The sequence below is a fragment of the Chromatiales bacterium genome (assembly GCA_024234935.1).
Lineage (GTDB): Bacteria > Pseudomonadota > Gammaproteobacteria > Steroidobacterales.
Map to the genome: position 1 here is coordinate 470,729 of JACKNI010000002.1, position 24,441 is coordinate 495,169.

22 protein-coding genes are annotated in these 24,441 nt (G+C 63.4%); 9 read left to right on the forward strand and 13 right to left on the reverse strand.

All coding sequences use genetic code 11. The annotated features are described in order from the left end of the window. Positions 1 to 27 precede the first annotated feature (27 nt). The 3 genes from H6979_07595 to H6979_07605 are packed head-to-tail and all read right to left on the reverse strand — an operon-like array spanning position 28 to position 4,943. Complete coding sequence (locus tag H6979_07595; GenBank protein MCP5139703.1) at positions 28 to 843, reverse strand: SDR family oxidoreductase; 816 nt, start codon at positions 841 to 843, stop codon at positions 28 to 30. A gap of 51 nt (positions 844 to 894) precedes the next feature. Further along, positions 895 to 2,343, reverse strand: a complete 1,449-nt coding sequence (locus tag H6979_07600; protein ID MCP5139704.1) for an FAD-dependent oxidoreductase — start codon at positions 2,341 to 2,343, stop codon at positions 895 to 897. A 26-nt stretch (positions 2,344 to 2,369) separates the two neighbouring features. After that, positions 2,370 to 4,943, reverse strand: a complete 2,574-nt coding sequence (locus tag H6979_07605; GenBank protein ID MCP5139705.1) for a TonB-dependent receptor — start codon at positions 4,941 to 4,943, stop codon at positions 2,370 to 2,372. 163 nt (positions 4,944 to 5,106) lie between these two features. Here H6979_07605 and H6979_07610 point away from each other — a divergent pair, with 163 nt between their 5' ends. Then, complete coding sequence (locus tag H6979_07610; protein ID MCP5139706.1) at positions 5,107 to 6,027, forward strand: LysR family transcriptional regulator; 921 nt, start codon at positions 5,107 to 5,109, stop codon at positions 6,025 to 6,027. Between the two features lie 10 nt (positions 6,028 to 6,037). On the opposite strand, the gene H6979_07615 is transcribed toward H6979_07610, so the two are convergent. Then, positions 6,038 to 6,406 carry a group 1 truncated hemoglobin gene (locus tag H6979_07615; GenBank protein MCP5139707.1) on the reverse strand — a complete coding sequence of 123 codons (369 nt, stop codon included), beginning with the start codon at positions 6,404 to 6,406 and terminating at the stop codon, positions 6,038 to 6,040. Positions 6,407 to 6,499: 93 nt separating this feature from the next. On the opposite strand from H6979_07615, the gene H6979_07620 reads away from it, so the two are divergent. Next, a complete protein-coding gene (locus H6979_07620) occupies positions 6,500 to 7,540 on the forward strand; it encodes an LLM class flavin-dependent oxidoreductase (protein MCP5139708.1) in 1,041 nt (346 codons plus the stop codon). A 6-nt stretch (positions 7,541 to 7,546) separates the two neighbouring features. Here the strand turns inward: H6979_07620 and H6979_07625 are convergent, their stop codons facing one another. Beyond that, a complete protein-coding gene (locus H6979_07625) occupies positions 7,547 to 8,098 on the reverse strand; it encodes a hemerythrin domain-containing protein (protein ID MCP5139709.1) in 552 nt (183 codons plus the stop codon). Positions 8,099 to 8,163: 65 nt separating this feature from the next. Here H6979_07625 and H6979_07630 point away from each other — a divergent pair, with 65 nt between their 5' ends. Beyond that, complete coding sequence (locus H6979_07630; protein MCP5139710.1) at positions 8,164 to 9,267, forward strand: uroporphyrinogen-III C-methyltransferase; 1,104 nt, start codon at positions 8,164 to 8,166, stop codon at positions 9,265 to 9,267. Then, a complete protein-coding gene (locus tag H6979_07635) occupies positions 9,264 to 10,490 on the forward strand; it encodes a tetratricopeptide repeat protein (protein MCP5139711.1) in 1,227 nt (408 codons plus the stop codon). The genes H6979_07630 and H6979_07635 overlap by 4 nt, the downstream gene beginning before the upstream one ends. Here H6979_07635 and nudC read toward each other — a convergent pair whose 3' ends face one another. Both nudC and H6979_07645 read right to left on the reverse strand, forming a co-directional pair. Beyond that, positions 10,491 to 11,435, reverse strand: a complete 945-nt coding sequence (gene nudC, locus H6979_07640) for an NAD(+) diphosphatase (GenBank protein MCP5139712.1) — start codon at positions 11,433 to 11,435, stop codon at positions 10,491 to 10,493. Between the two features lie 9 nt (positions 11,436 to 11,444). Next, complete coding sequence (locus H6979_07645) at positions 11,445 to 11,999, reverse strand: hypothetical protein (protein MCP5139713.1); 555 nt, start codon at positions 11,997 to 11,999, stop codon at positions 11,445 to 11,447. Between the two features lie 121 nt (positions 12,000 to 12,120). Between H6979_07645 and H6979_07650 the strand changes: the two genes are divergently transcribed. Genes H6979_07650 through H6979_07660 form a run of 3 tightly spaced genes read left to right on the forward strand, consistent with a single transcriptional unit; the run spans position 12,121 to position 14,499 of the window. Continuing rightward, entirely contained in the window at positions 12,121 to 12,756 is a 636-nt protein-coding gene (locus H6979_07650; protein MCP5139714.1) for a hypothetical protein, read from the forward strand. Between the two features lie 22 nt (positions 12,757 to 12,778). Then, entirely contained in the window at positions 12,779 to 13,729 is a 951-nt protein-coding gene (locus H6979_07655; GenBank protein MCP5139715.1) for an ABC transporter ATP-binding protein, read from the forward strand. Then, a complete protein-coding gene (locus tag H6979_07660) occupies positions 13,726 to 14,499 on the forward strand; it encodes an ABC transporter permease (GenBank protein ID MCP5139716.1) in 774 nt (257 codons plus the stop codon). The genes H6979_07655 and H6979_07660 overlap by 4 nt, the downstream gene beginning before the upstream one ends. A gap of 24 nt (positions 14,500 to 14,523) precedes the next feature. Here H6979_07660 and H6979_07665 read toward each other — a convergent pair whose 3' ends face one another. From H6979_07665 to H6979_07675, 3 genes are read right to left on the reverse strand one after another with little or no spacing between them, the layout of a single operon-like run. Then, positions 14,524 to 15,201: a general secretion pathway protein GspB gene (locus H6979_07665; protein MCP5139717.1), complete on the reverse strand. Its 678-nt coding sequence runs from the start codon at positions 15,199 to 15,201 to the stop codon at positions 14,524 to 14,526. A gap of 31 nt (positions 15,202 to 15,232) precedes the next feature. Beyond that, complete coding sequence (locus H6979_07670) at positions 15,233 to 16,900, reverse strand: AAA family ATPase (GenBank protein MCP5139718.1); 1,668 nt, start codon at positions 16,898 to 16,900, stop codon at positions 15,233 to 15,235. A 35-nt stretch (positions 16,901 to 16,935) separates the two neighbouring features. Further along, positions 16,936 to 17,829, reverse strand: a complete 894-nt coding sequence (locus tag H6979_07675; GenBank protein MCP5139719.1) for a polyprenyl synthetase family protein — start codon at positions 17,827 to 17,829, stop codon at positions 16,936 to 16,938. 96 nt (positions 17,830 to 17,925) lie between these two features. Between H6979_07675 and mvaD the strand changes: the two genes are divergently transcribed. Together mvaD and H6979_07685 are read left to right on the forward strand one after the other, a co-directional pair. Continuing rightward, on the forward strand, positions 17,926 to 18,897 hold the full coding sequence (mvaD, locus tag H6979_07680; protein ID MCP5139720.1) for a diphosphomevalonate decarboxylase: 972 nt from the start codon (positions 17,926 to 17,928) through the stop codon (positions 18,895 to 18,897). Then, the gene (locus H6979_07685; protein ID MCP5139721.1) at positions 18,881 to 19,960 is read left to right on the forward strand and encodes a hypothetical protein; all 1,080 of its coding nucleotides are present in this window, start codon (positions 18,881 to 18,883) and stop codon (positions 19,958 to 19,960) included. Before mvaD ends, H6979_07685 begins: the two co-directional genes overlap by 17 nt. On the opposite strand, the gene H6979_07690 is transcribed toward H6979_07685, so the two are convergent. The 3 genes from H6979_07690 to H6979_07700 form a co-directional block, all read right to left on the reverse strand. Continuing rightward, the gene (locus tag H6979_07690) at positions 19,951 to 21,405 is read right to left on the reverse strand and encodes a hydroxymethylglutaryl-CoA synthase (GenBank protein MCP5139722.1); all 1,455 of its coding nucleotides are present in this window, start codon (positions 21,403 to 21,405) and stop codon (positions 19,951 to 19,953) included. The genes H6979_07685 and H6979_07690 overlap by 10 nt on opposite strands. A 29-nt stretch (positions 21,406 to 21,434) precedes the next feature. Next, the gene (locus tag H6979_07695) at positions 21,435 to 21,866 is read right to left on the reverse strand and encodes a DUF4399 domain-containing protein (GenBank protein MCP5139723.1); all 432 of its coding nucleotides are present in this window, start codon (positions 21,864 to 21,866) and stop codon (positions 21,435 to 21,437) included. A gap of 63 nt (positions 21,867 to 21,929) precedes the next feature. Then, positions 21,930 to 24,389 (reverse strand): acyl-CoA dehydrogenase, encoded by a 2,460-nt coding sequence (locus tag H6979_07700; protein ID MCP5139724.1) that lies wholly within the window; start codon positions 24,387 to 24,389, stop codon positions 21,930 to 21,932. Positions 24,390 to 24,441: the final 52 nt, after the last annotated feature.

Below are 24,441 nucleotides of genomic sequence, written 5' to 3' on the forward strand. Positions count from 1 at the left end.
CTCCCTTGTACTTCAGTCAGTTTGAAATCAGCGGACCTTCAGGTCCGTCCGCGCTTCGATCGGCGAAATGATGTCGCGCTTGCGAAACGGCGCCATTGCGAAACGCAGCGCAGCCTTGCGCGGCGTCAGCCACTCGATGCATGCGCCCTGTTTGCAGTTTGCCAGCGCCTGGGCAGCCAGCCACGGCGTTACGGTTTCGACCGTATCGCCAAGGATATTCATGACCCGCTTGGCCTTCGCCCACTCCTGCGGATCCTTGCTCTTCGACGAATAGATCAGCAGGTCGGTCGGCACCATGCCGGGACTCAGTGCGCCGATCAGTACCGGCGAATCCTTGTATTCCTTTGCCAGGGACCGGGTCAGATAGCGCAGTGCATACTTGCTGCTGCCGTAGACCGTCAGGCCCGGCGACATCATGCCGTTGCTGCCGAAGCCTTCAAAAGTATAGATCTTGCCGCTGCCCTGGCGCAGCATTCCGGCGAGTGCGACCTTGGTACCGTAAATCGTGCCGAGCAGATTGGTTTCAATGGTGGCGGCGATCTGCTCCGCAGGCAGATCCGCGAGCAGTGCGCGGTCCGTCGCGACTGCGGCATTGCTGATCCAGACATCGACACGGGCAAAGCGCGCGACAGCCGCGTCCCAAACCGCCTGCAGCGAGGCCATGTCGCGTACGTCGCAGACGCCGCCCAGCACCTCGGCGGGGCTGCCCAGCTCCGTGGTTGCGGCATCGACGGCGGCCTGACTGCGGCCAGTCACCACCACCCGGTGGCCGAGTTTCAGGAATTCACGGGCGAGACCTTTGCCGATACCCCGGGTACTGCCCGTGATGACGATCGTTTGCATGCGTCTTCTTCATTCAGGGAGAAAGAAGACCATTCTAGGCCAGTTGGCGATCTAGGCGAGCTGCAGGATTTCCACCGCCGCACGCTCGCCTGACTCCATTGCGCCTTCCATGCCCATCATGGTTGCCGCCGTATGATCGCCAGCGAAATGAATACGGCCATGTGCCTCTGCAACAACATTGCCGAAGCGGGCAATCTGGCCCGGCGTCCGGTACATGTTGTGGCCGCGTGTCCACGGGTAAGCAGACCAGTTCACCACCGCCGTGGCTTCCACGCGCCCGACGGTGCTTGGCCGCGCTTCATTCAGTGCTTTGGTAGCTGCCCGCATCACATCCGCGTCGTTCATCTTCAGCCACGGTGAACGCGGACTGCGGACGTTCATCCAGACATATTCGCCCTGCTCTGACTTGAAATGGAACAGGCGACCCATCGGTTGATTGGTCCACAGCGACCCCGGCAGCCCGTCCACTTTCCAGTAGGGCTCCTTGACGGCGAAAAACACGTTGACCATGTTGTCGTAGGGAATCTCGCGCACGGCTGCCGCCTGCAGGGCCGGAAGCGCCGGCTCGATGGCGATCTCGCGCAGCAGCGGCAGCGGTACGGCGACGACCACCCGGCCGGCACGATAACGGCGGCCGGCTTTGGTCCTGACTTCGACGCCGTTCTTGTCAGCGCGGATCGCCGTGACATGCGCATTGAAGGCGATCTCCCGCTTGAACTGCCTGGCCATGCTTTCCGGCAGGCGACTGCTGCCCGTGGCGATGCGCTTCAGGCCATCCATGCCACCCATCGCGTCCTGAAAACGGAACAGGCGATGCTGCCACAGCGCTGACAGCGTATTGACGTCACCGGTGGGCGTGTCATTGTCGATGAACCGCAGGGCTGCCTCACTGGCGCCGCAGCTCTTCAGGTAGTCGCCATAGCTGATGTCGAGCGCCGCCATTTCAGGCAACAGCCAGCTGTCGAGACCATTGAGTGGCGAGGGCTGCGGTGCATACATCATCGTCAGCCCGAAGGGCCCCATCAACGGCCCGCCTCCGGTGCGCTCCTTGCCGACCAGCTTGTTGAGCGGCGAGTCGGCCCATGCCGCCATCGACATGGTCGTGTCATCGACCTTCAACGCAAAAGGCAGCTCAACGGTATCGAGCCACTTTTGCATCGGAAAACCGCCCAGCCGGTCGATCATCGACAGGCAGCGCGCATAGCCGGCACCGAATTCGGTACCGCCGGCTTCGGGTCGACCCGGAACCTTGTCGAGCGTCATCACACGCCCGCCAACACGGTTGCTGCCCTCGAGCAGCAGCACACTCATGCCGGCATCCTGCAGCATGAGCGCGGTATTCAGTCCTGCGAGGCCTGCGCCGATGACGATCACATCAGCGTCACGCCGGCTGGCCGCCAGCGCTGCGGTGCCGAGGCCACTGCCGGCGGTGATGACACCGGCAGTGGCTGCGATTTCCTTCAGGACCCGTCGGCGGGTGCGTGTGGCAGTAAGAGTCATGCTGACGGGTCCTTCCTGTCGTTGCTTTACGGGGCGCCGAAACGGTAGTTCACGCGCAGCCCGACCTGGCGCTGATCGGGCTTGATCGGCGTCTGGTTGCCGGGCAGGACGAAGGTGCTCGGCGGGCCATCGGGTGAAAAACTGCCGCCGAAGAATGCAATGCCCTGGTTATAGGTGTTGCGAAACGAGGACTTGATGGTGTCATCCTCAAAGGCATTGTCCACGTAGGCGATGATGTCCCACTGCTTGTTCACGATGCCGAGGCGGAAATCAGCCGTCGTATAGGCGTCGAACTTCACGGTGTTGACCGCATCCTGATAGCGATCATCCTGATAGATCAGGTCGCCCTCGAACAGCCAGTCGGTTTCGCCAACCAGCGACCTGCGGTATGAAAAACCGCCGACGAAAGCGTGCTTGGGCGCATATTCCAGCTCGTTGCCGGACAGATCGACCTGGCAGAAGTCATCATCGACACCGTTGCTGCCCTTGCCCGGATCGGCGACGATCGTGCAGTTGCCTGCATCAGCAATGGTGCCCGGACCCTTGGTCAACAGGGTGAAGTCGTCGTATTCCGTGTTCAGGTAGGTATACGAACCATTCAGCCGCAACGCATCCGTTGCCTGCCAGGCAATGTCCAGTTCAAGGCCATAGACGGTAGCCTTGGATGCATTGACCGGCGCGGCAAACAACAGGCCGGTATCCGGATCCTGTTTCTGCGAAGACACCAGCTTGTCATCGAACTCCTGGTAGAACAGCGAGGTGTTCAGCACCAGTCGCTTGTCCAGCCAGTCGGTCTTGGCGCCAACTTCGTAAACGTTGAGGGTTTCATCATTGAAGCGGCTCGCCGCCGGATCAAAGCCCGTCAGCGCGCCGACGATGCTGATGCCCTTCGGCTTGGTCGCGTTGGCCCATGACAGGTAGTACATCGCATCATCCGATGCCTGCCATTGCAAGGTCACTTTCGGCGAGAAGAAGGTGTCGGTCACCTTGTCAGACAGGGTGCCATACGCCGCTGACAGGGCGGCAGGGAAGTTCGCACACGGCGGGAACGTAAGACCGCGTGAGTCGACCGCCCGTGGAAGGGCACACAGTGGGCCGGTACCGTCGGGATCGCGGCGGTCGGGACCTGTCACCTTGACCTCTTCGTCGGAATAACGGCCCTCGACGATCAGCTTCCAGCGGTCGATGAATTCCCATTCAACCAGTCCGTACACGGACCAGTGATCGGTGTCCTGGCTCCATGGGTCGATATAGCGCAGTGCGTCCGAGCTGATCGCGGCGAGCTGCGGCGCGCAGTTCACGCCCGCTGCGAAGGGCAGTGCCGCATTCGAGATGCAGTTGACGCTGCCATCCTGAACATCCTTGCTTTCAGTCCAGTACAGGGCGCCAACCGTCCACGCCACCGCGCCGTCCGTCGTGGACTGCAGGCGCAGCTCCTGGCTGAACAGGTCGGTTTCATCGCGCAGCCAGAACTCGGCACCGGTGGTCTTGCCCGCCGCCGACACGCTGCCTTCGCGACGCCCGTCCTCGAAACTGAATACATCGCTGGTCGCGAAGTGGGTCAGTGAGGTGAACTTCATCCCGTCGAGGTCCACACCGATGTCGAGGGTATTTCGCCAGATTTCCCGATCGGTGCCCGGGTAATCGGCGCCGGTACGCGGGTCTTCCGACAGCGTGACCGCGAGGTCATCGCCGTCCGGGAGGCTGGTGACCGATGCGATCTGCGTCAGATTGGGATTGATGGCCGGGCCGAGCGGGCCCGCGCCATCCGGATCGGTACGCGCACTCAGCGGAATATCCTTGAGCTCCGTGGGCGTGATCGCCGAATAGGGCGCCTGCTCGATGGTGTCATCCGTGTACTCGGTATGGAAAGTCGCCGAGACCCGGTCATTGATGTTCCAGACGAGGGTGCCGGACACCCCTTCGCCGTCCGCCCCACCGATATCCTGGCCAGTGACGGAATTCTTGTAGAAACCATCGTGGTTCCAGCTCGCCACATTGATACTGCCGAGCAGGGTTTCGCCAAGCAGCGGACCACTGAGGCTGCCCTTTACTTCCAGCTTGCCGTTATCGCCGATATCCGTGCCAACCCGCGCTTCGAAATCCTTCGACGGCTTGCGGGTGATGTAGTTGACCGCACCGGCAAAAGCCGTACGGCCATAAAGGGCGTTCTGCGGACCCTTGACCACCTCGATCCGCTCAAGGTCGAAGAGACGCGGATTCAGGAGCAGGCCACCACCGTTGGTCTGGATCGCCTGTGAAGCAATATCGATACCGTCCACCAGGACGGCGACATTCTGCCGGCCGCGCGAGGGCGCGAGACCACGGATCGTGATCCGCGTGTCCTGCGACGCAAAGCCCTGGTCAAAAATCACGCTGGAGCTGAATTTGCTGACATCGGCAACGTTCGCGATGTTCAGCTTCTCGATATCGCCTGCTGTCAGCACCGATACCGCAACCGGTACCGTCTGCAGGTTTTCCTCCCGCTTGCGGGTACTGACGATGATTTCTTCCAGCGCCGAGGCCATCGGCGCCACCATGATCAATGAAATACCGAGAACACTGCCGCGTAACAGATGACTGCGGAACTTCGTCTGCATTTTGAACCCCCATTTGGATAACCGGCCACGCGCCCTGCGGGCAGCATGACTCACCCCGTGGCGGCGAGAGTATAAACACGGCGCGCGCAGAACCAGCAATTGTTATTCTTGTTCGACAAGCGGCCGTTGTTGCTTGAAGCGGCGCATAAAAGGCGGGGGCGCGATGGAATTCAGACAACTGCAGCATTTTCTGGCGGTCGTCGAGACCGGGAGTTTTCACAAGGCGGCGGCACGCGTCAATATCACGCCACAGGCGATCAGCCGCAGCATCCAGCAACTCGAAAAGGAATGTGGCGGACGCCTGCTCGAGCGCAAAAAGGGCACCCGTCACAGCGTCGGGCCCACCGGATTCGGCCTGATGCTCCTGCCCAGGGCAGAGCGGGCGCTGGCCGAACTCAGGATGTTCCGTGATGAGATCGAGAACGTCATGGGTACCGGTCGCGAAATGGTGAGGCTTGGCGCCACGCCAACCGTGGCGCGCAGCCTGCTGCCCGCTGCCATCCGTTCATTCCGTGCAAAACGGCCGGCGGTCCGGGTGCAGATCATGCGCCAGGTCACGCATATCGTGCTTGAACAGCTCGGCAGCGGCCTCTACGACATTGCAATTTGCGACGAACCGGACGAACGGCTCGACGCCCGCTTCAGCGCCGAGACCCTCTATACCGATCGCAATATCTTTGTCGTCCGCAAGCAGCACCCCTGGGCTGGCGAAGGACGACTCGAACTGAAACGGCTGATTGACGCCGAGTGGGCGATCATCGGGCCTTTCTGTCGTCTGTGGAACGAACTGCGAGACATGTACGCGGCGAGCGGCCTGGCACCACCACGACACAGCATGGAGAGCAACTCGGTGGAACTCTGCGTTCAGCAGCTGCTGAACGATGACTATGTCTCGTTTCTCCCTGCCCGGCTCGTGAGCGCGGAACTGCGCAGCGGCGTGTTGGTAGCGATTCCGGTCCGGCAACCCAAGCCGCGCAGCTGGCACTGCCTGCTGGTCATGCGCGCCGACAGCAAACCAGGGCCAACCGCGGCCGAATTCATCGAGACCGTGCGTTCGGCCGCGAAAAACCTGCCGCGGCTGTAAGGCGGCGAGCCTATTCGACGATTTCGGCCCGCGTGCTCTGGATGAAATTCACGACGTCGGCACGTTCGGCCGGCGGCACCTTGAACGCATCCAGCGTCGCATTGAGATGCGCGATGAATGCCGTCCAGTCACGGTCGCTGACTTTCATGCCCACATGCGAGAGCTTCATGTCGCGTCCGGTGTAGTACATCGGTCCGCCAGCCTGTGAGCAGAGGAAATCCACGAGCAGCTGCTTTTCGCGTTCGATGCCGTCAGCGCCGCGGTTCTGCCAGAAACGTCCGAGCGTCGCATCGGCCTGCAGACGCGGCAACAGGTCGTTGACCACGGCACGAATCGCATCGTAGCCACCGAGTCGTTCATAAAGGGATTTGTCGCTCATTTCATTTTTTCCATCAGTTGAGGATGCTGCAACCCGTCGCGTACTTCAGTAGCATCAGGTCATTCATCGCTTCAGGTCATTCTGGTACAGCAAATGCAAATTGAAATCATTCTCGAACCCGACCTCACCCCGGAGCAGGTTGCCGAACTTGCCGTCGCTGCTGAAGGTTACGGCATCCGGGCGCTGTGGCATTCGAATTATCATGCCCACTGGGACCCTTTTGTCACGCTGGTCCCGGCGGCCATGGCGACGAAGAAGATACTCCTCGGCGTACTGGCTGTCAGCCCTTACGAGTTCCATCCGCTCAAGATGGCGAACTCGATCCTGAGCCTCAACGAGATCAGCAAGGGCCGCGCCATGCTCGCCGTCGGTGGCGGTGGTGCGGTGCTGAGTTCCATCGGCACGACCATCGATTACAAGAAGCTGCGCATCGTGCGCGGCGTCCGCGAAGCGGTGGATATCCTCAAGTCCGCCACTACCGGCAAGTTCAGCATGGGTTACAAGGGCGAGATCTTCCAGGTCACCCGGCCCCACAAGATGGCATGGGCAAAATCGCGCCCGCCACGCATCTACACCTGCTCAACCGCACCGCAGATGCTGCGCATGGGCGCGGAAGTGGCCGATGGCCTGCAGATGAGCGATGTGGCCATACCGATGATCGGCGAGGCGATGGCGAACGTGCGCGCGGGACTCGCCCGGCGCAAGGTGCCGGCTGAAGATTTCCGAACCGGCAACTTCTGGGCCTGGCACATAAAGAAGGATCGCGACAAGTCGATGTATGAAGCGCGGCGGGAACTCGTGTTCCGCGGTGAAATGGTGCCGCCATTCACCGGCTTGCATCACTTCCTCGACGAAAAGGACGTGCAGTACGTGAAGGACAACTGGGCCAATTTCGCCAAGGCTTACTGGACGCGCTCGGGCGTCATTGAAGGTGCACCCGAGGCGATGGTGAACCACCTGATCGCCGAGCTGTCATCGGCCGGCGACCTCGGCAACATCGAGCAGGAACTGGTCCGCTACCGGAAGTTCGAGGCAGCCGGACTCAGCGATCTGGCGCTGCGCCTCTTCGATGAGCCGATGGACGGCCTGAAGCTGATCGCCGAGCACGTCGTCCCGGCATTCGAACGCGCCTGAGCCGGCTCAGGCATCCCGGGCCGGCGCAAGATTGAGGGCCGCGGGGAAGAGGACTTCGTTCTCCTTGCGCACATGCTCGGCGGTGTCGGTTGCAAAGGCCGCGAGCTCATCGAGCAGCGCGCGGTGCTCCGCCACCGCCCAGGCCGGCGGCTGAAAATCGTCGGTGAGCTGGCGCAGGTATTCAACAAGCTCGTCGATGAAATCGTGCTCGCGATGCATGCACTCGATCGGCGGCAGGATGATCTCCATGTCGACCGGGCTGACATCGGTCGACGCCGCAATATGCCGGAGTACCGGAAACAGCATGCTTTCCTCGCGATGCAGATGCGTCAGCATTTCATCACTCAGGGCCTCGATGGCCTCCCCGACCTTCGTCAGGCGCTCATCGCGCCGGAAATCGGCGGCAGGAATGGCAGCCGCACTCTCCCGCATGCGGGGCAGCACATCGCGGGCATAGACGTGGTGCGTATCGAGGATCAGGTCCAGCAGCGCCGGAATCGGCAGGGCATCGGACGGCGGCTGACCGGCCGGAACAGCTGTGACAGGTTTTGGCGGCATGGATGCACCCGACGATCACTGGCAGAATGGGCTACCGCTGGACCTGCCACCGGACATTCCCGAAGATGAATCAATATACGCCGGCCACCGATACCGCTGCAGCCGCCGTGCGGACGGACCATGACGCAACGCTGCCGCCACCGGGCAGCCGGCATCTGCAGGCAATCAGCGTGGCGCTGCTCGCCCTCGCTATCGCCGTGGCGGTGGCGGTCTACGTCTGGATCGGGCAGCGCTCGGGCGTCGGTCCGCAGCTCGTGGAACTGCAGAAGGAGGCAAGCGTCAGGAACTCCGAACTCGCCGCACTCAAGGCGCGCGTCGATGAATTCAGCGCCGGGCGGCGTCGCCAGGACGAAGACATGGACCGGTTGGCCGAGCGGATCAGCCAGGAAACCGAAGCGCTCGGGGCGCTCCCCGCCCGTATCGACACCCTTCAGGAAGCGGTCGATCGTTTCGCCGGTGCCGGCGACAAGGTGCGGGCAGCCTGGCTGCTGGCGGAAGCGGAACACTACATGCGTATCGCCAATGCCCAGCTGGGGCTGGCCGGAGAGGTCGATGTCGCCCAGACCTCGCTGGGCCTGGCCGACGATACGCTGCGCGAACTCAACGACCCGCGCATGACACCGGTGCGCAAGCAGCTGGCCAAGGAGCTCAACGAGCTGAGGGCCGTTCCCCGGCCCGACACCGAGGGTATCGTCCTGACCCTCGGCGGCATCGCCGACAGCCTGGAGGACCTGCCGCTCAAGAACTCGATGCCGGACACCTTCCGCGAAGCACCCGCAGAACCGGCCGAGGAACTCACCGGCTTTGCCCGTGCTGCGGCGACCGTGCGCGCCGCGTTGGCCAGCCTGGTAAGCATTCGCCGGGCCGATGACCCGATCTCGCCGCTGCTCTCCGATGCGCAGAAGACCGTTCTGATCCGCAGTCTGGATCTGGAACTGCAACTGGCCCGACTGGCCATCATGCGCGGTGATGCGGGCATGTTTCGGCGGTCAATCAGTGCCGCCACCGAACGCGTTGCCGACCAGTTCGACCCGATGTCCGGGGACGTGCAGTCAGCGCTGGATTCGCTCAAGGAATTGTCGACGGTCCGGCTGCCCGAAGAACTGCCGGATATATCGGCTTCGCTGACCATGCTGCTGCGTCTGACAAACACCGGGAAAAACGAATGAAAGCCGGCTTCACGATCATCGTCGCGCTGATGATCGGAGCGCTTGCCGCTCACCTGGTGCTGCCCGACAACGGCTACGCCCTGATCAACTTTCGCGGCTACATCGTAGAGACCTCGGTACCGGTACTCGTACTGCTGCTGATACTGGCCTACCTCACCGTGCGCACCGTGATCTACATCTGGCAGGCACCCCGCCGGCTTGGCGAAGCCTGGGCACGCGGCCGTGCGAGAAGCGCCGGGAAGAAAGCGACCCAGGGGTACATCGCACTCGCCGAAGGTCGGCTGGCCCAGGGCGAACGACTGCTGACCCGCGGCGCCCGTCACTCCGAGACACCCTTGCTCAACTACCTCGCCGCCGCCCGCGCCGCCCAGATGCAGGGCGACCGGCAGCGACGAGACGCATGGCTCAACATGGCCTGCGTACAGGAACCGGCTGCCACCGATGCGGTGCTGCTGACGCAGGCCGAACTGCAGCTGGAAGATGGTCAGTACGACGAGGCGCTGGCCAGCCTGAACCGTGTCCGCGAACGGCAGCCCGGCCACGCGCAGGCGCTCAAGCTGCTCGGCGACCTGCACCAGCGCCGCAGGGAATGGCAGCCGCTGGCCGCCCTGCTGCCGCTGATCCGGCGGCACGGCAATGTGCCACCGGAAATGCTTGACGAGTGGAGTGTGGCCGCGTGGAGCAACATGATGGCCACAATGCACACCGATCGGAGCGCCCTCGAACGCCTCTGGGATGACGTGCCGCGCCATCTGCGCCGTGAGCCGCGACTGACCCTGGCGCGCGCTCAGGCACTGATCGCCTGCGGCAGCATCGATGATGCCGAGCAGGAGATCCGTCGTACGCTCAAAGACGACTGGGACGAGGCGCTGGTCAAGCTCTATGGTGAACTCCAGGTTGCGGATCCCGCCGCCCACCTGAAACGCATCGAAGCCTGGCTGAAGGAGCATCCCGAAGATCCCGCCTTGCTGCTGGCCGCCGGGCGCACCTGTGTCCGGCACCAGTTATGGGGCAAGGCGCGCAGCTATTTCGAAGCGAGCCTGGCGATCCGTGCGGTTCCGGAGACCTACCGCGCACTCGGGCAGTTGATGGCACAGGTCGGCGAGGCGCAGTCTGCCTCACGGGCTTTTGAACGCGGGCTGTCGATGGCGACCACGACACCACAGCCGGGCTCCGCAGCGACCGGCACACTGCCCGCCGCATCCAGCCGCGCCGCGATCTGATCAGGCGCGCCGTGATTCGCCGGTAGCCCAATCCACGGCGAGACTGGCAAGGCCCGGTCCCGGTACCTGGTCAAACCAGCTCTCGATCAGGCGGAAGGCGATTGAAATCGGCGGCGGCAGGCGCACCCGGCCCGCCATGATGTCGGCACGCGACAACCATCGTGCTTCGATGAGTTCGCCATCGTTGAGACGGATATCGCTGCTGCGCGCCTCGGCATGGAAGCCGAGCATGAGCGCCGAAGGAAACGGCCACGGCTGCGAAGCCAGATAGGTCGCATCGGCCACGACAATATCGGTTTCTTCGCGGACCTCGCGGATCACCGCTTCTTCCAGCGTCTCACCCGGCTCGACAAAGCCGGCGATGGTCGAAAAGCGGCCTTCCGCCCAGCTGGCCTGTCGCCCGAGCAGACACTGCTCACCCCGGTGTACGAGCACGATCACAGCCGGATCAATGCGCGGAAAGCACCGCTGCGCACAGGATTCATCGCTGCAGGTCATGACGAATCCGCCCTCGGCCGGCCGGTTTGGCGCACCGCAGACTCCGCAATGGCGATGACGCTCCTGCCAGAGGATCATGGCTCGCGCGTAGGCCAGCAAGGCTGCATCGGCCTCGCTGACCTGGCTCGTGATCTCGCGCAGGCCCAGAAATCCCGTGCTGGGCAGTCCGCGTGGCGGCGCCTCGCCGGGCAATTCCACGGCGAACAGTGCGCGACCGGCACGCCGGCCCAGAAACACCATGGTCTCGTGCCCCGTGGCGACCAGTTCCAGTTCTTCGCGACGACAGTCGGCCACGAATCCGTCCCGCACCAGGCAACGCGACTGCCATACCGGCAGAAAACGGGTTTCGGTCTCGGCAAAAGCGGCAGCCAGCGCCTCCGGAATCTGGCGCAGCTCCGCCAGGCGCTCGATGCCGGCACCACTGAAAGTGAGCCTGGCGATGGTCATGGCTGCAGGTTACGCGTGATCCTTTACTTCACAAAACGGGCAACGCTCGTAGTCCAGTGCATAGGCATCACGCACATAGGGGCCATCGCACAGCGCGCACCAGGCCAGCTGGAGTTCGTGCGTGCGTACCAGCGAACTCAGCAGATTCCACGCCCACTCAAAGGAAAGCTGTGGCCGGGGATGCAGATACAGATAGGCCTCATAGGCGTCGCAGAAACGACAGCCCATGACGTCGGGCGGTACTTTCGCGGCGCGCAAACTCCGGCCGGAGGCCTCGACTTCGGCAACCCGGTTGTGGACCAGCAGGCCGGCAATCAGGCTTGCCTCGCCCTGACGGTGCGCGGTGGTCACGAAGGGCGCGATCTGGCTGGGCGTCTTGCCGCGGCGCCGACGCACGGTACCGCTCTGGCCGGGGAAGTAGCTGGCATAGATTTTCCGGATCCGGTCTTCCGTAAAACCCGTGCACAGGCGGATCGTGCCCGTGCGTGCCTCGTGGCGAATCATGCGAACAGCGAGATCGAAGCGGTCACGCTCGGTGGCGTAGCGGTCATCTGTGGCGCGCATATTTACCCCTGTTTTCTACCATATTTGGTCCATTGGGACCGAATCTCGGCATATTGCCTGTATATTTGTCCCTGTGGGACCAAATATAGTAGTTGCGTCAGCCCATATTGGAATGCGTCAAATGACCGGAAAGTGGCCTGAAACGCGCCTCGGCACCGAGATCTATGGCTTCAATCGCGAATTTCTTGAGTTGCTCCGGGAGGGAGCCAGACAGCCGCTTGTATTCGGGCTGGATGCCTCGCTCCGCCAGCGGCTGGCCAGCCTGAACGGAAGCCAGCTCGACAGCATCGCCAGCGCACCCTGCCTGCTGGCCAGCTTCAGGGTGCTGCCCCCTGCACGCAGCCCGCGCGGGGTCGCGGAATCTCCTGGTGCCGGTGCGGCACCATTTCCCGCCGCGCTGGCAGAGCCGGCCCGCCTGTTTGCGGCATCGCTGCTCGCCTGGCTCTGGCACGCCGCCCGCGAAGACCGTTTGCTGGCGGTGCTCTGCATTGGCCCCGGCCTGCACGATCTCGATGGCCTGTCGGGCGCCGCCTTCGGCGAACTGCAGCGGGCGGCGGTCACGGCGACCGAGTGCCTGGAAGCGCGCTTCTGCCGTCATCCACGGCTCTGGCCGGATCTGGTTCGGGCAGCAACAAGCGGCAACGCGCAGCTGATGGCTGCAACGCATCTGTCTGCGGTACAGCTCACCCTGGTACAGCGCGTACCACTGTCCGGAACGCAGCGGGACAAGCTGCATCGGCTGCCCACAAAGCACTGAGGGACAGGCACAATGCCGCGCCATGCATGCCCTGTCTGTCCGTCAGCTCGTCAAGGTCTACGCCAACGGCGTCCAGGCCCTCGCCGGCATTGACCTCGATGTTCCGCGCGGCGACTTCTGCGCCCTGCTGGGGCCAAACGGCGCCGGCAAGACCAGCCTCATTGGTATCGTCACCTCGCTCGTGAGGAAGACCAGCGGCGAGGTCAGCGTATTCGGCCACGATCTCGACCGCGAACTGAATGCCGTGAAATCGGCCATCGGTGTGGTACCGCAGGAGATCAACCTCAACCTCTGGGACAAGGTCAGCAACATCGTCGTCAACCAGGCCGGCTTTTACGGCGTGCCGCCCGCCCGCGCCCGCCGACGCGCCGAGATCTGCCTCCGCCAACTGCAGCTCTGGGACAAGCGCCATGATTCAGCACGGACGCTTTCCGGGGGCATGAAGCGCCGGCTGATGATCGCACGGGCGCTGATGCATGAACCGGAGCTGCTGATACTCGACGAACCGACGGCGGGTGTGGACATAGAGATTCGCCGTTCCATGTGGGAGTTTCTGCGCGAAACCAATGCGGCGGGCACCACCATCATCCTGACCACCCACTATCTTGAGGAAGCCGAGAACCTCTGCCGGCACGTGGCGATCATCGACCATGGGCGCGTGATCGTGGACGACCGCATGGCCACGGTGCTCGCCCGGCTGCAGCAGCAGGACTTCCTGCTGACCCTGCGCGAAGCGATCACTGTCTTGCCGACCCTGCCGGGCTTCGATGCCCGGCTGGTCTCGGATCACGAGATCGAGGTCAGCGTGCCCCGGTCACGCCAGATCAACGAGCTGTTTACCGGGCTGTCGGCCGCCGGACTGGAGGTCGTGAGTCTGCGCAACAAGGCGAACCGCCTGGAAGAACTGTTCATGAAGCTCACCGAACGGAAGGACAGAACGCCCGCGGGGCGCATCGAGGAAGCGCGGCAGTGAGTCTCAGCCAACAGGCAATCGCACTCGCCACGCTGTCCCGCAAGGAATACAACCGCGTGGTACGTATCTGGCTTCAGACCGTGCTGCCCCCGGCGATCAACATGGGTCTCTATTTCCTGATCTTCGGGAACCTGATCGGCTCACGCATCGGCCAGATGGACGGCTTCGACTACAAGCAGTACATCGCGCCGGGGCTGATCATGATGGCGGTCATCACCAACTCCTACGGCAACGTCGTTTCATCTTTTTTCTCTGCAAAGATCCACCGGCACCTGGAGGAGATGCTGGTCGCACCAATGTCGGCGGCGACCATTGTGCTCGGGCACATGGCGGGCGGTATCGTGCGCGGGATACTGGTGGGGCTGATGGTCGCCGTCGTTGCAAGGCTCTTTACGCCGCTGCCACTGGTGCATCCGCTGACCACGGCAACGGTATTCCTGCTCTGCGCGGCAATTTTCTCGCTGGCCGGCCTGATCAACGGCATCCTCGCGCAGCACTTCGACGATATCTCGATCATCCCGTCGTTCGTGCTCCAGCCACTGACCTACCTGGGCGGAGTGTTCTATTCGATCTCGCTGCTGCCTGATCTCGCACAGCAGCTTTCGAAGCTCAATCCGATCCTGTACATCGTGAATGCCTTCCGTTACGGCATGCTCGGGGTTTCCGACATCGATATCGGCGTGGCCTTCGCGATGATGCTGGTGAGTCTGGCTGTGCTCTTCACCGTCTGCGTCGTGCTGCTCGAGCGCGGCACGCGGATCCGCGACTAGCGCGAGCGGAGTGCTGCCTGCCGCCTATTTGCGGTTGAGTGTGAAGCGCTGTCCACGGCTGGCGAGGATCGCTCCATCCGGCGTAATGCTTTCGAGTGTCGGCCCTTCCGTCAGCTGGGCGCCTTCCCGATATTTTCGTCCATTGATCACCACAAAACGAACGGCCGGCTTGTCGTTGTAGACCAGCAGATCCAGATTGAGCTGCGGCACATCCAGCGTACCGGCACTGATCAGCTGCTCGACAGTCGGCAGCGCAGGATCAGCGATGATCTTCGAGACTGGCGGCGATGCTTTCCCCGCAGCCGGCGGTGCGTCTGCTGCAGGCACTTCGGGCGTCTGCATTGCGGGTGGCTCTACGGGCAGATCGCGTTCCACTTCCGGCGCAACCGGCGGCTCCACCGGTGTCGCCTCCCGCGCCAGCGCGCGGACGGCCGGTGCAGGCGGGGATATCCCTGCCGGAACGGCAGGCGCGGCCACTGGCACGGCAGTGCTGTCCGGGTTGTCCGGCGTGCGATCTCCCGGCCGCCCGTACCAGAGCCAGGCCATGAAGCCGATATTTGCCACAAGTACCACCGCGAGCAGCGGGACCCAGAGATTGCGCCGGCCGCGATGCGTGGCATAACGCACATCGGCGAGTCCGGGTGCGGCGCCGCGTTGCCGCTCGGCATCGCTTTTCCTCAGGGCATCAAGGATGAATGACATTGACGGGTCGCACCATGCTGCTTGATTGAGGCTAATCGGTCTGTGCCAGTCGCGGCATATCGCCGCTGCTGACTTCGGCGTTGATCGCCGCCTGCGTCGCCTGTCCGGCAATGCCGTCTATCGGCAACTGGCGCTCGCGCTGATAGTCGCGTATCCGGTCAGCCAGATTTTCGTCATACAGTTCGGAATCAGCCGGCTCAACCGGACTCCCCTGGATGACCGCCAGACTGTCACGGAGCCAGCGCACCCCGCGATCACGCATGCCGGGCAGAAGGGTGCTTACCGTCCCGGTCTGTGGTCGCCACAGCAACAGATATTCACCAAACCAGAACCGCGCGAGTTCCTGGCTGTCGACACGATATTCAGCACCTGCGATATCGAGCGTCGCGGCACGATTACCGATCCCGGTGAGTACGACCTGATGCGGATTGCTGTCGGTATCACGCAGCGTCAGGATCACGGGCTGGCCCAGTGTACGCACCTGTTCCAGCGTACCGCGCTGATACAGGCAATGCAGGCCGCGTTCCTCCGCCTGGACACACGGACGCCTCGAATCGCTGTGCAGATCGACATTCCAGAGCCGGAAGAGCTCACCGAAGGCGGTGTCGGTACCGGTGCGGTCCGCGTTGTCATGCAGGAGCGGCCCGAGCGGCACGGGTGGCACCTCGCTGTCGCTCCCGGCGACCGGCTCGCCCTGGATCGCACTGGCCGGTGCTGCGTCGGTCGGCGGCACAGCGGAAACCGTAACTGCTTCCTGTGCGCGGTTTGCACGCAGCCACTGTACGCCGGCAAATCCGGAGGCCAGAACGATCAGCAGGCCGGCAACTCCCGCGCCGAGCAAACCACCCGGATGCGCCCACCAGGGTCGTCGCCAGCTGAAGCCCGTCATCGGCTCGTCGTAAACCTCACGCACGGCCTCGCGTACCAGTTGCGGCGTGATCTGCTGCGTCTCGCTGGTATAGCCGCCGAGCAGCGCCCGGTCGGCAATCACGTTGATCATGCGCGGCACGCCACCCGAGTGGCGAAACAGCATGCGCTTGGCAGCCGGAGTGAATATCGTCCCGATCGCACCGGCTACCTTGAGGCGGTGATCGACGTAGATACTGGTCTCGTCGCTGCTCAAAGGCTCTAGGTGATAACGGCCGGTGATCCGCTGCGCCAGCTGTCGCATGTCGTTGCGCGCCAGCTGTTCGCGCAGCTCTGGCTGACCGATGAGGATAATCTGCAGCAGCTTCTGCTTGGCCGTCTCGAGATTGGTGAGCAGACGCACCTGCTCCAGTACTTCGGGCCGGAGGTTCTGCGCTTCATCGACGATCAGGATCGTGCGGCGACCCAGGCTGTGATTGTGCAACAGGAAACTGTTCAGGGCGTCGGTCAGCGCCTTTACGCTGTTGCGCTGCTCAGGCAGCGGAACATGCAGCTCTTCGCAGATCGCGCTCAGGAACTCGATGCGCGACAGCTGCGAGTTCAGCACGACGGCAACATCGGCAAACTCGGGCAACTGCTGCAGCAGGCTGCGTACCAGGGTCGTCTTGCCGGTACCGACTTCGCCGGTCAGCTGGATAAAGCCACCGCTTTCCCTGACACCGTAGATGAGATGGGCGAGCGCTTCCGCATGCCGCTCGCTCATATAGAGGTAACGCGGATCAGGGGTGATCGAGAATGGCTTCTCGTTCAGTCCAAAAAAACTGGTGTACATCCTGTTCGCAAGCCTTCAGGCGGAGCGCGGTATGGCTACGCACGCTGCCGCAGAACGATATAGCGCGCCGCCCAGCGCAGCCCATCATATGCCGGTCCGGCATCCGCAATCGCATCCATTGCCTGCTTCAGCAGTTCGTCTGCCCGTTCGCGCGCCTGAACCATGCCGAACAGATGCGGGTAAGTCGCCTTGTCGCTGGCCAGATCGGAACCACCGCTCTTGCCGGTTTCCTCGGTACTGCCTTCGATATCCATGATGTCATCGCGTACCTGGAAGGCGAGACCCAGCGCATCGACAAAGCGCTCCAGCCGATGCAGCGTGGTTACGGGAACATCGGCGCAGCAACAGGCCGCAGACAGCACACTGGCACGCAGCAGATAGCCGGTCTTCAGCCGGTAGATATGCTCGAGTTCGGCAGGATCCAGGCGTTTGCCCTCCGATTCCATGTCCATCGACTGCCCGCCGGTCATGCCGCGCGAACCACAGGCGTCCGCCAGCAAGGCGACCAGCCGCACCTGCGTTGCGGGCTGGCCGCGCAACGCCGGATGTGTAGCCAGCACTTCGAAGGCAAGCGGTTGCATGGCATCGGCCGCCAGGATTGCAGTGGCCTCATCGAACGCGCGATGCGCCGTAGGCCGGCCCCGGCGCAAGTCGTCGTTGTCCATGGCTGGCAGATCATCGTGGATCAGCGAGAAGGTATGCATCAGCTCGATGGCGACCGCCGGCGCGTCCAGCACATTGGGGGACACCCCGAGCGCTTCCCCCGTGGCGTACACCAGCAGCGGCCGGATCCGCTTGCCGCCACTCAGTGCGGAATAGCGCATGGCCCGGTGCAGGATGGAAGGTGCCACGGTCTCGGCCGGCAAATAGTGATCGAGCACGGCTTCGATGCGCGCGATGTAAGCCTCAACCCGGTCGTCAAATGTCATGTGTTCGGAATCCTTTGCCGTGCAGGATAGTGGCTTGCACGGAAGCCGGCTATTCCCCAAGGCTATAATCCTTTGTTTATCGGCACAGGGTCCACGATGCAAGCGGTCGCGATAGCCCACCCCAACGTGGCACTCATCAAATACTGGGGGAAACGCGCCACCGCTGGCAATCTGCCCGCCACCGGCTCCCTGTCGCTGGTACTCGGCGGACTCACGACCGAAACCCTGGTGCGCTTCGAGGCCGGCCGGCAGGGTGACAGCGTGTTGCTGGATGGTCGCGAGGATGCGGAAACCTCGGCGCGCGTCTCTGCCTGCCTGGATCTCCTGCGCCGCGAGGCAGGGGTTCAGGACGGCGCCGTGGTGGAATCCCGCAACGACTTCCCCACCGGGGCCGGGCTTGCTTCCTCGGCATCCGGATTCGCGGCGCTGGTCGTCGCCGCAGCCCGCGCACTCGACTTGCGCTTGCCGGCCGCGCGGCTCGCCGAGATTGCACGCACGGGTTCCGGCTCGGCGCCGCGTTCGCTGTCGGGCGGTATCGTGCTCCTGAAGAATCAGGCAGCGACCACAGTCTGCACGCAGCTCATGGCACCGGCAGACTGGCCGCTGGAGATCGTCGTTGCGGTCACGGCCACCGGACAAAAGGCAATCAGCTCACGGCAGGGCATGGCGCTGAGCGAACAGACTTCGCCTTACTACCCCGCGTGGGTGGAAACACACGCCGGGGATCTCGAGACGGGCATCGCGGCCGTGGCGAAGCGGGATTTCCCGGCACTGGCCGACCTGGCCGAGCACAACTGCCTGAAGATGCATGCGGTGATGCTCAGCACACGTCCGCCACTGATCTACTGGACACCGGCCACACTGGCCTGCCTGCAGCGGGTCCGTGAATTGCGCGCGGCCGGTGTGCCGGTTTTTTTCACCATCGATGCGGGACCGCAGTTGAAGGCCGTCTGCCTGCCGGAAGCGGCCAGCGACGTTGCCGCAGCGCTGGCCGCCATCGATGGTGTGCGCAATGTGCTGCGCAGCCCCCTCGGCGCCGGAGCGCGACTGCGTGCAGCCGGTGATTGAAGCCAGGGCACCGGGCAAGCTCGTCATCATCGGCGAGTACGCCGTGCTGCATGGCGCACCCGGAATTGCAGTGGCCGTCGATGCCTGCGCGCTGGCCACGCTGGAAACCCGGCCTGGCCAGGACAGCGAGCTGGTCGTCCCGGATACCGGCGCACGGTTCCGGTTTCATCAGGATGCGGCCGGCCGGCTGGCGTGGGCCACTCCATCTCCCGGCCCGCTTGCGCTGCCGCTCGAGTCCTGTATCGCAACACTCGTTGCGCACGAGTTGTTGCCACAGACCGGTGCACTGGCGGCTTGCCGGATCGCGCTCGACACCTCCGACTTTCAGGGCAGGGACGCTTCGGGCCAGCGCATCAAGCTGGGGCTCGGTTCGAGCGCGGCGATTACCGTCGCATTGATGGGCGCGCTCCTGCAGTTTGTACGCGCTGCGCCTCAGCCACACGAGAAGCTCCGCGTGCTCTGCCTTGAAGCGCATCGACGTCTGCAGGATGGCAGCGGCAGCGGCATCGATGTGCTGACTGCGCTTGCCGGCGGTGTGATCAGCATTGCTTTCTCGCCAGGTAGTGAATTACCGCGCGAAACATCCTTGTCGTGGCCGGACGGGTTGCACATGCTGGCCGTGTGGTCGGGCAGGAGCGCTTCGACACCGGCAATGCTCGATCGGCTGCACGGCTACCGTGAACGACAGCCGGCAGCCTGCGCCAGTCACATGGCACGTCTTCGCGAGATCGCCGGACAGACGGTGTCAGCCTGGCGCGCAAGTGAAACCGGTACCGTGCTGGCGTCGCTGGACAGCTACGCAGCAGCACTGCGCGATCTGGATGAGGATGCAGGCATCGGCATCCACGGCGGCGGTCATGCGGCCATGCGGGAAATCGCGCTGGCACATGGAGCCACCTACAAACCATCCGGGGCGGGCGGTGGCGACTTCGGCATTGCGTTGACTGCATCGCGCGAAGTCCTCGCAGCACTGCAGAAGGACTTCAGAGCCGGCGGCTACCTGTGCCGCGAAGCTGCACCCCGCGCACCCGGCCTCCGGGTGCAGGCCGGCACTCAGGGCTGATAGCGGTAATACTCGACACCGAGATCCTGAAAGCTGCGGTCCGAGCGCGCGCCGATATGGTCGATGATGAATTCGCCGGCGTAGCCGATCTGCAGATCTTTCGGCTGCCGGCCTTCGCGCAGCGCGAGATACTGGTCAGCCGAAAGGTCTATGGCCGGCTCAAGGGCAGTTTCGATGCCTATCCGTGCGGCCGCATCCCGCCATCCATCGACAACCTTCAGCGGGATCGCATCAGCCGCATCGCCGCTGCCATAGCCGATCGCAAGCAGCTCTTTGCCGGCCAGCTCGATTCCGCGCTGCCGGGCATCGGCAAATCCGGCCGCCAGCCATGCCGGCAATGCGCCCGTGTACAGGTTGCCCACTTCCCGCATCCATTCGGAACCGAGCGTCATCTTCCCGAGTACCTGCTGGCTGAACGCTTCACTTTGCCGGAACGCCTTCAGCACCGTCATGCTGAGCGGAAAAACTTCTTCGTGGATGCGCGCCTGAACGGCCAGCTGGTTCAGCTCGGGCTCGGCATGCATTTCGGCAATGACCTCCTCGACCGCAAGCCCGGCACCGCGACTGTAGCGCGCAAGTTCATCACGGTCCGCGGAGTCACCGCCGGCAAGTGCGAACAGGTATGCGAGGCCCAGGCCGGTTTCCGGCATGCGCTGATAGGGCCGGTGCATGAATACCGCTTCAAGGCTGCGCAGATGCGCGGCGGGCGACAGTGAAGACCGGGAATAAAGGTCGTCCAGCGCGCGGTGTATTTCGTCGATATAGCAGTTGGTGGAGTAGCGCCCGTTGTAAACCGGGATATCGAGCGAAGCTGCCTCGCCGCCGCTGCCGGCACGGGCAGTCAAGGGCTTGCGAAAATCGATGCCACGGTATTCCGAAGCCGTGCCGGCCAGACGCAGATCGATGCTGGCGAGTCTTGGCCTGCTCTCAAGCAACATCGCCACGGCGCCGGCGCCCTGCGTCGGCTCGCCGGTACTGCCACGTCCATACAGGGCCTTGTCGGTACAGACCACGATGGCCACGCCATCGCTCCCGTCAGATTGCAGAAAGCGCAGTGCGCCGCGCAGCGCATAGATGCCGCCGAGACAGGCGTGCTTGAACTCGGGCACCTCACAGTTGCGTGCCAGCGCCGGAGCGCCGCGCGAACGCAGCACCGCATCGACCATGCCCTTGACGATGATCGCACCCGCCGAGTTATCGGTGCTGGATTCAGTCCCCAGGGCCAGGTAACGGACTCTGGCCGGATCGACCTCGTAGCTGTCGATCAGTCGCAGACAGGCATTGGCCGCCATCGTGTAGACGCTTTGCGCGGGAGCAAGCATGCGGAAGCCCGTACCCACGACCTGGCGGATCTTCTCCCAGTCTGATCCGGTCCATTCACACCACTTGTGCAGATCGACCCGGCAGGGCGGCAGGTACACGACCATACCGCTCAGCCCGGCAATCGCCTGAGCGGTGCACGACGAGCGCATGTTTAACGTACCGTGATTGTGATTTGCTTCGAGATCACCGGTGGTTCATGCGGGATGTGGTTCGCATCGCCAAGAATCAACTGCAGGGTGTGCTGGCCCGGAGCGAGCGTTACTTCGGTTTCTGTCTGTGCCTTGCCGAAATGCAGGTGCTGGCCGTCTGCCGGCAAGGGCTTGTCCAGGTCGGTGGGGACCGGGGCATCGATCAGCAGGTGATGATGGCCGCTGTCCGGCCGCGCATCGCCGGCTGGCGCGAGGGTCATGCCGTTTATGAGAAAAACCACCTTGACGGGTGAAGCGACAACATCGCCATCCTGCGGGCTCACGATCGCTACCGAGGCATCGGCTGGCGATGGCGTACGGGGCAGCCCGGCCTGGGCGGTCACAGCGATACTGGCAGCGAGCAGCAGCGCCGGCAGCATTGTTTTTTGTTTCATGCGAGGGATCCTCCGGATACCGGACTATTGAGCAAGGATACTAACCGACCGGGCCGCGCAGTGTCATGGCTGGGACGACTGCATACGGCTTTGCAGCTCGGCCGGATCGAAGTCATCGACCGCCGTCAGCGCCAGCACGTCAGCGTCAAACTGCCGGAGCTGCAGGGCCTCTTCCGCCGACAGAATCCCCTGGATCCGCGCCTGCTCGATATGCTCGTGGAAGTCACCCGGCGGCAGCAGACCCGCCTTGGTCGCTTCGCGCACGCGCTGCTGCAGCGGCAGCAGGCTTTCGCCGGTCTCCATCGCCGCCTGCAGCTGGCCGATCACGCAGCCCGGTTCAGGCGCGGCATAAATGCCTTCGCAGAGTCGGCTGCGGGTTTCGGTGGGTCGGGTAATCAGCGCAACGATCTGCTGGCCCAGCTCATCGGGCGGCGCCGAGTACATGCGACCGCGCGGGAAGATGAGTACCCGCAACAGGGCTGCAACCCAGCGGTTGGGGAAGTTGCGCAGAAAGCCGTGCAGCTGCTCCTGCGCCTGATAAAGCAGCGTTCGGCATGACCACTCGACCAGCGGCAGGTCAGCGGATTGCCGGCCCTGATTGTCGTAGTGCTTGAGCACCATGCTCGCCAGATAGATGCAGCTGAACACATCGCCGAGCCGGGCCGACAACATCTCCTTGCGCTTCAGACCGCCGCCGACCACCAGCATCGCCACGTCCGCTACCAGTGCGAACGCGGCGCTGTAGCGGTTGACGTGCTGGAAAAAGCGCGCCGTCGGACCGTCCATGGGTGCATGGCTGGCTCTTGCGTTGCTTAGGGCAAGCACGAAAGTCCGCGCCGCGTTGCTGATCGCATAACCGACGTGGGCAAACAGGTAGCGATCGAAGTCGCGCAGGCCGCGGCTGAAGTCCGGATCATTGGCCGCCTCCATTTCCTTCAGCACAAAGGGATGGCAGCGCACCGCACCCTGGCCGAAGATGATCAGGCTGCGTGTGAGGATATTTGCACCCTCAACGGTGATGGCGATCGGTATGCCCTGGTAGCTGCGCGCCAGATAGTTCGAGCGGCCCAGCATGATGCCCTTGCCGCCCTGCACGTCCATGGCATCGTTCGTCACCCGCCGTGCCAGCTCGGTACAGTGATACTTGAGGACCGCAGAGGGCACCGATGGCCGCTCGCCGCGCGCAATCGCCGTCGCCGTAACCGACAGACCGGCGTTGATGATGTAGGTAAAGCCGGCCATGCGGGCCAGTGCCTCGCCCACCCCCTCGAACTCGCAAACCGGCAAATTGAACTGCCGGCGCAGCCGCGTGTAGGCACCGGACGCATAAACGATGGCCTTGCTGCCGCCCATCGCGTTTGAGGGCAGGGTTATGCCACGCCCGGCCGACAGCTGTTCAACAAGCATCTTCCAGCCCTGGCCAGCCCGTTCCGGTCCGCCGATGATGGCATCGAGCGGCACGAACACATCGTGACCCTGCGTCGGGCCATTCTGAAACGGGACGTTGAGCGGGAAGTGCCGGCGGCCGATGGCAACACCCGGCGTGCTGACCGGAATCAGCGCAGCGGTAATTCCACGGTCTTCCTGGGGACCAAGCAAATGCCCGGGATCCGAAAGCTTGAATGCGAGCCCGAGAACCGTCGCTACCGGTGCCAGGGTGATGTAGCGCTTGTCCCAGTTGAGGCGGATACCGGTGATTTCACGGCCCTCCCACTGGCCACGGCAGACGACACCTGTGTCCGGAATCGACGCGGCATCTGATCCGACGCGCGGCCCGGTCAGTGCAAAGCACGGGATCTCGTCACCGCTGGCGAGCCGGGGCAGATAGTAGTCCCGCTGTTCATCGGTTCCATAGTGCAGCAGCAGTTCCGCCGGACCGAGCGAGTTGGGTACACCGACCGTCGAGGCAACGACGGCACTGCGGCTTGAAAGTTTCGCCAGCACGGCCGCGACCGCTATCGGCGAGAACTCGAGGCCACCGTAGCGCTTTGGAATGATCATCGCGAAGAAACGATGCTGGCGGATGAATGCCCACACCTGCGGTGGCAGATCGGCAAGCTCGTGAGTGATCTGCCAGTCATCGCTCAGGCGGCACAACTCTTCGGTGGGGCCGTCGAGAAACGCCTTCTCTTCAGGGCTCAGTTGCGGTGCCGGCAGAGCCATCAGCCGGCCCCAGTCCGGCAAGCCGGTGAACAATTCGCCGTCCCACCATACCGTGCCGGCTTCCAGTGCCTCACGCTCGGTATCGGAAAGCTGCGGTACGACCGTGCGATAGAAGCGCAACAGGGGCAGGGTGATCCGTTCGCGACGGAACTTCACCGAGTTCAGCGCAACGAGGCCCGCGAACAATACCCAGAGCAGCAGCTTCCAGATCGCCCAGCCGGGGCCGAACAGGCTGTAGACAAACAGCGCACCACCCAGCGTCAGCGTGGATGTGGGCAGATCGAAACGCCGATAGGCCAGCAACAGGCCGACGCCCATCAGGGCGGCGGTCCATAACAGCCAGATAATGACATCAGTCATCGTGTCACCCCGCTTGGTGCAGTGACTGACTATAAACCACGCGGAGCGTCAG

Excerpts from the sequence above, each read along its gene's own strand:
- H6979_07615 (MCP5139707.1), bottom strand. The coding sequence starts at position 6,406 with ATGAGCGACAAATCCCTTTATGAACGACTCGGTGGCTACGATGCGATT.
- H6979_07625 (MCP5139709.1), bottom strand. The coding sequence starts at position 8,098 with ATGCCGCCAAAACCTGTCACAGCTGTTCCGGCCGGTCAGCCGCCGTCC.
- H6979_07655 (MCP5139715.1), top strand. The coding sequence starts at position 12,779 with ATGCATGCCCTGTCTGTCCGTCAGCTCGTCAAGGTCTACGCCAACGGC.
- H6979_07675 (MCP5139719.1), bottom strand. The coding sequence starts at position 17,829 with ATGACATTTGACGACCGGGTTGAGGCTTACATCGCGCGCATCGAAGCC.
- H6979_07670 (MCP5139718.1), bottom strand. The coding sequence starts at position 16,900 with ATGTACACCAGTTTTTTTGGACTGAACGAGAAGCCATTCTCGATCACC.
- H6979_07630 (MCP5139710.1), top strand. The coding sequence starts at position 8,164 with ATGAATCAATATACGCCGGCCACCGATACCGCTGCAGCCGCCGTGCGG.
- H6979_07595 (MCP5139703.1), bottom strand. The coding sequence starts at position 843 with ATGCAAACGATCGTCATCACGGGCAGTACCCGGGGTATCGGCAAAGGT.
- H6979_07650 (MCP5139714.1), top strand. The coding sequence starts at position 12,121 with ATGACCGGAAAGTGGCCTGAAACGCGCCTCGGCACCGAGATCTATGGC.
- H6979_07610 (MCP5139706.1), top strand. The coding sequence starts at position 5,107 with ATGGAATTCAGACAACTGCAGCATTTTCTGGCGGTCGTCGAGACCGGG.
- H6979_07645 (MCP5139713.1), bottom strand. The coding sequence starts at position 11,999 with ATGCGCGCCACAGATGACCGCTACGCCACCGAGCGTGACCGCTTCGAT.
- mvaD (MCP5139720.1), top strand. The coding sequence starts at position 17,926 with ATGCAAGCGGTCGCGATAGCCCACCCCAACGTGGCACTCATCAAATAC.
- H6979_07620 (MCP5139708.1), top strand. The coding sequence starts at position 6,500 with ATGCAAATTGAAATCATTCTCGAACCCGACCTCACCCCGGAGCAGGTT.
- H6979_07665 (MCP5139717.1), bottom strand. The coding sequence starts at position 15,201 with ATGTCATTCATCCTTGATGCCCTGAGGAAAAGCGATGCCGAGCGGCAA.
- H6979_07600 (MCP5139704.1), bottom strand. The coding sequence starts at position 2,343 with ATGACTCTTACTGCCACACGCACCCGCCGACGGGTCCTGAAGGAAATC.
- H6979_07605 (MCP5139705.1), bottom strand. The coding sequence starts at position 4,943 with ATGCAGACGAAGTTCCGCAGTCATCTGTTACGCGGCAGTGTTCTCGGT.
- nudC (MCP5139712.1), bottom strand. The coding sequence starts at position 11,435 with ATGACCATCGCCAGGCTCACTTTCAGTGGTGCCGGCATCGAGCGCCTG.
- H6979_07695 (MCP5139723.1), bottom strand. The coding sequence starts at position 21,866 with ATGAAACAAAAAACAATGCTGCCGGCGCTGCTGCTCGCTGCCAGTATC.
- H6979_07635 (MCP5139711.1), top strand. The coding sequence starts at position 9,264 with ATGAAAGCCGGCTTCACGATCATCGTCGCGCTGATGATCGGAGCGCTT.
- H6979_07700 (MCP5139724.1), bottom strand. The coding sequence starts at position 24,389 with ATGACTGATGTCATTATCTGGCTGTTATGGACCGCCGCCCTGATGGGC.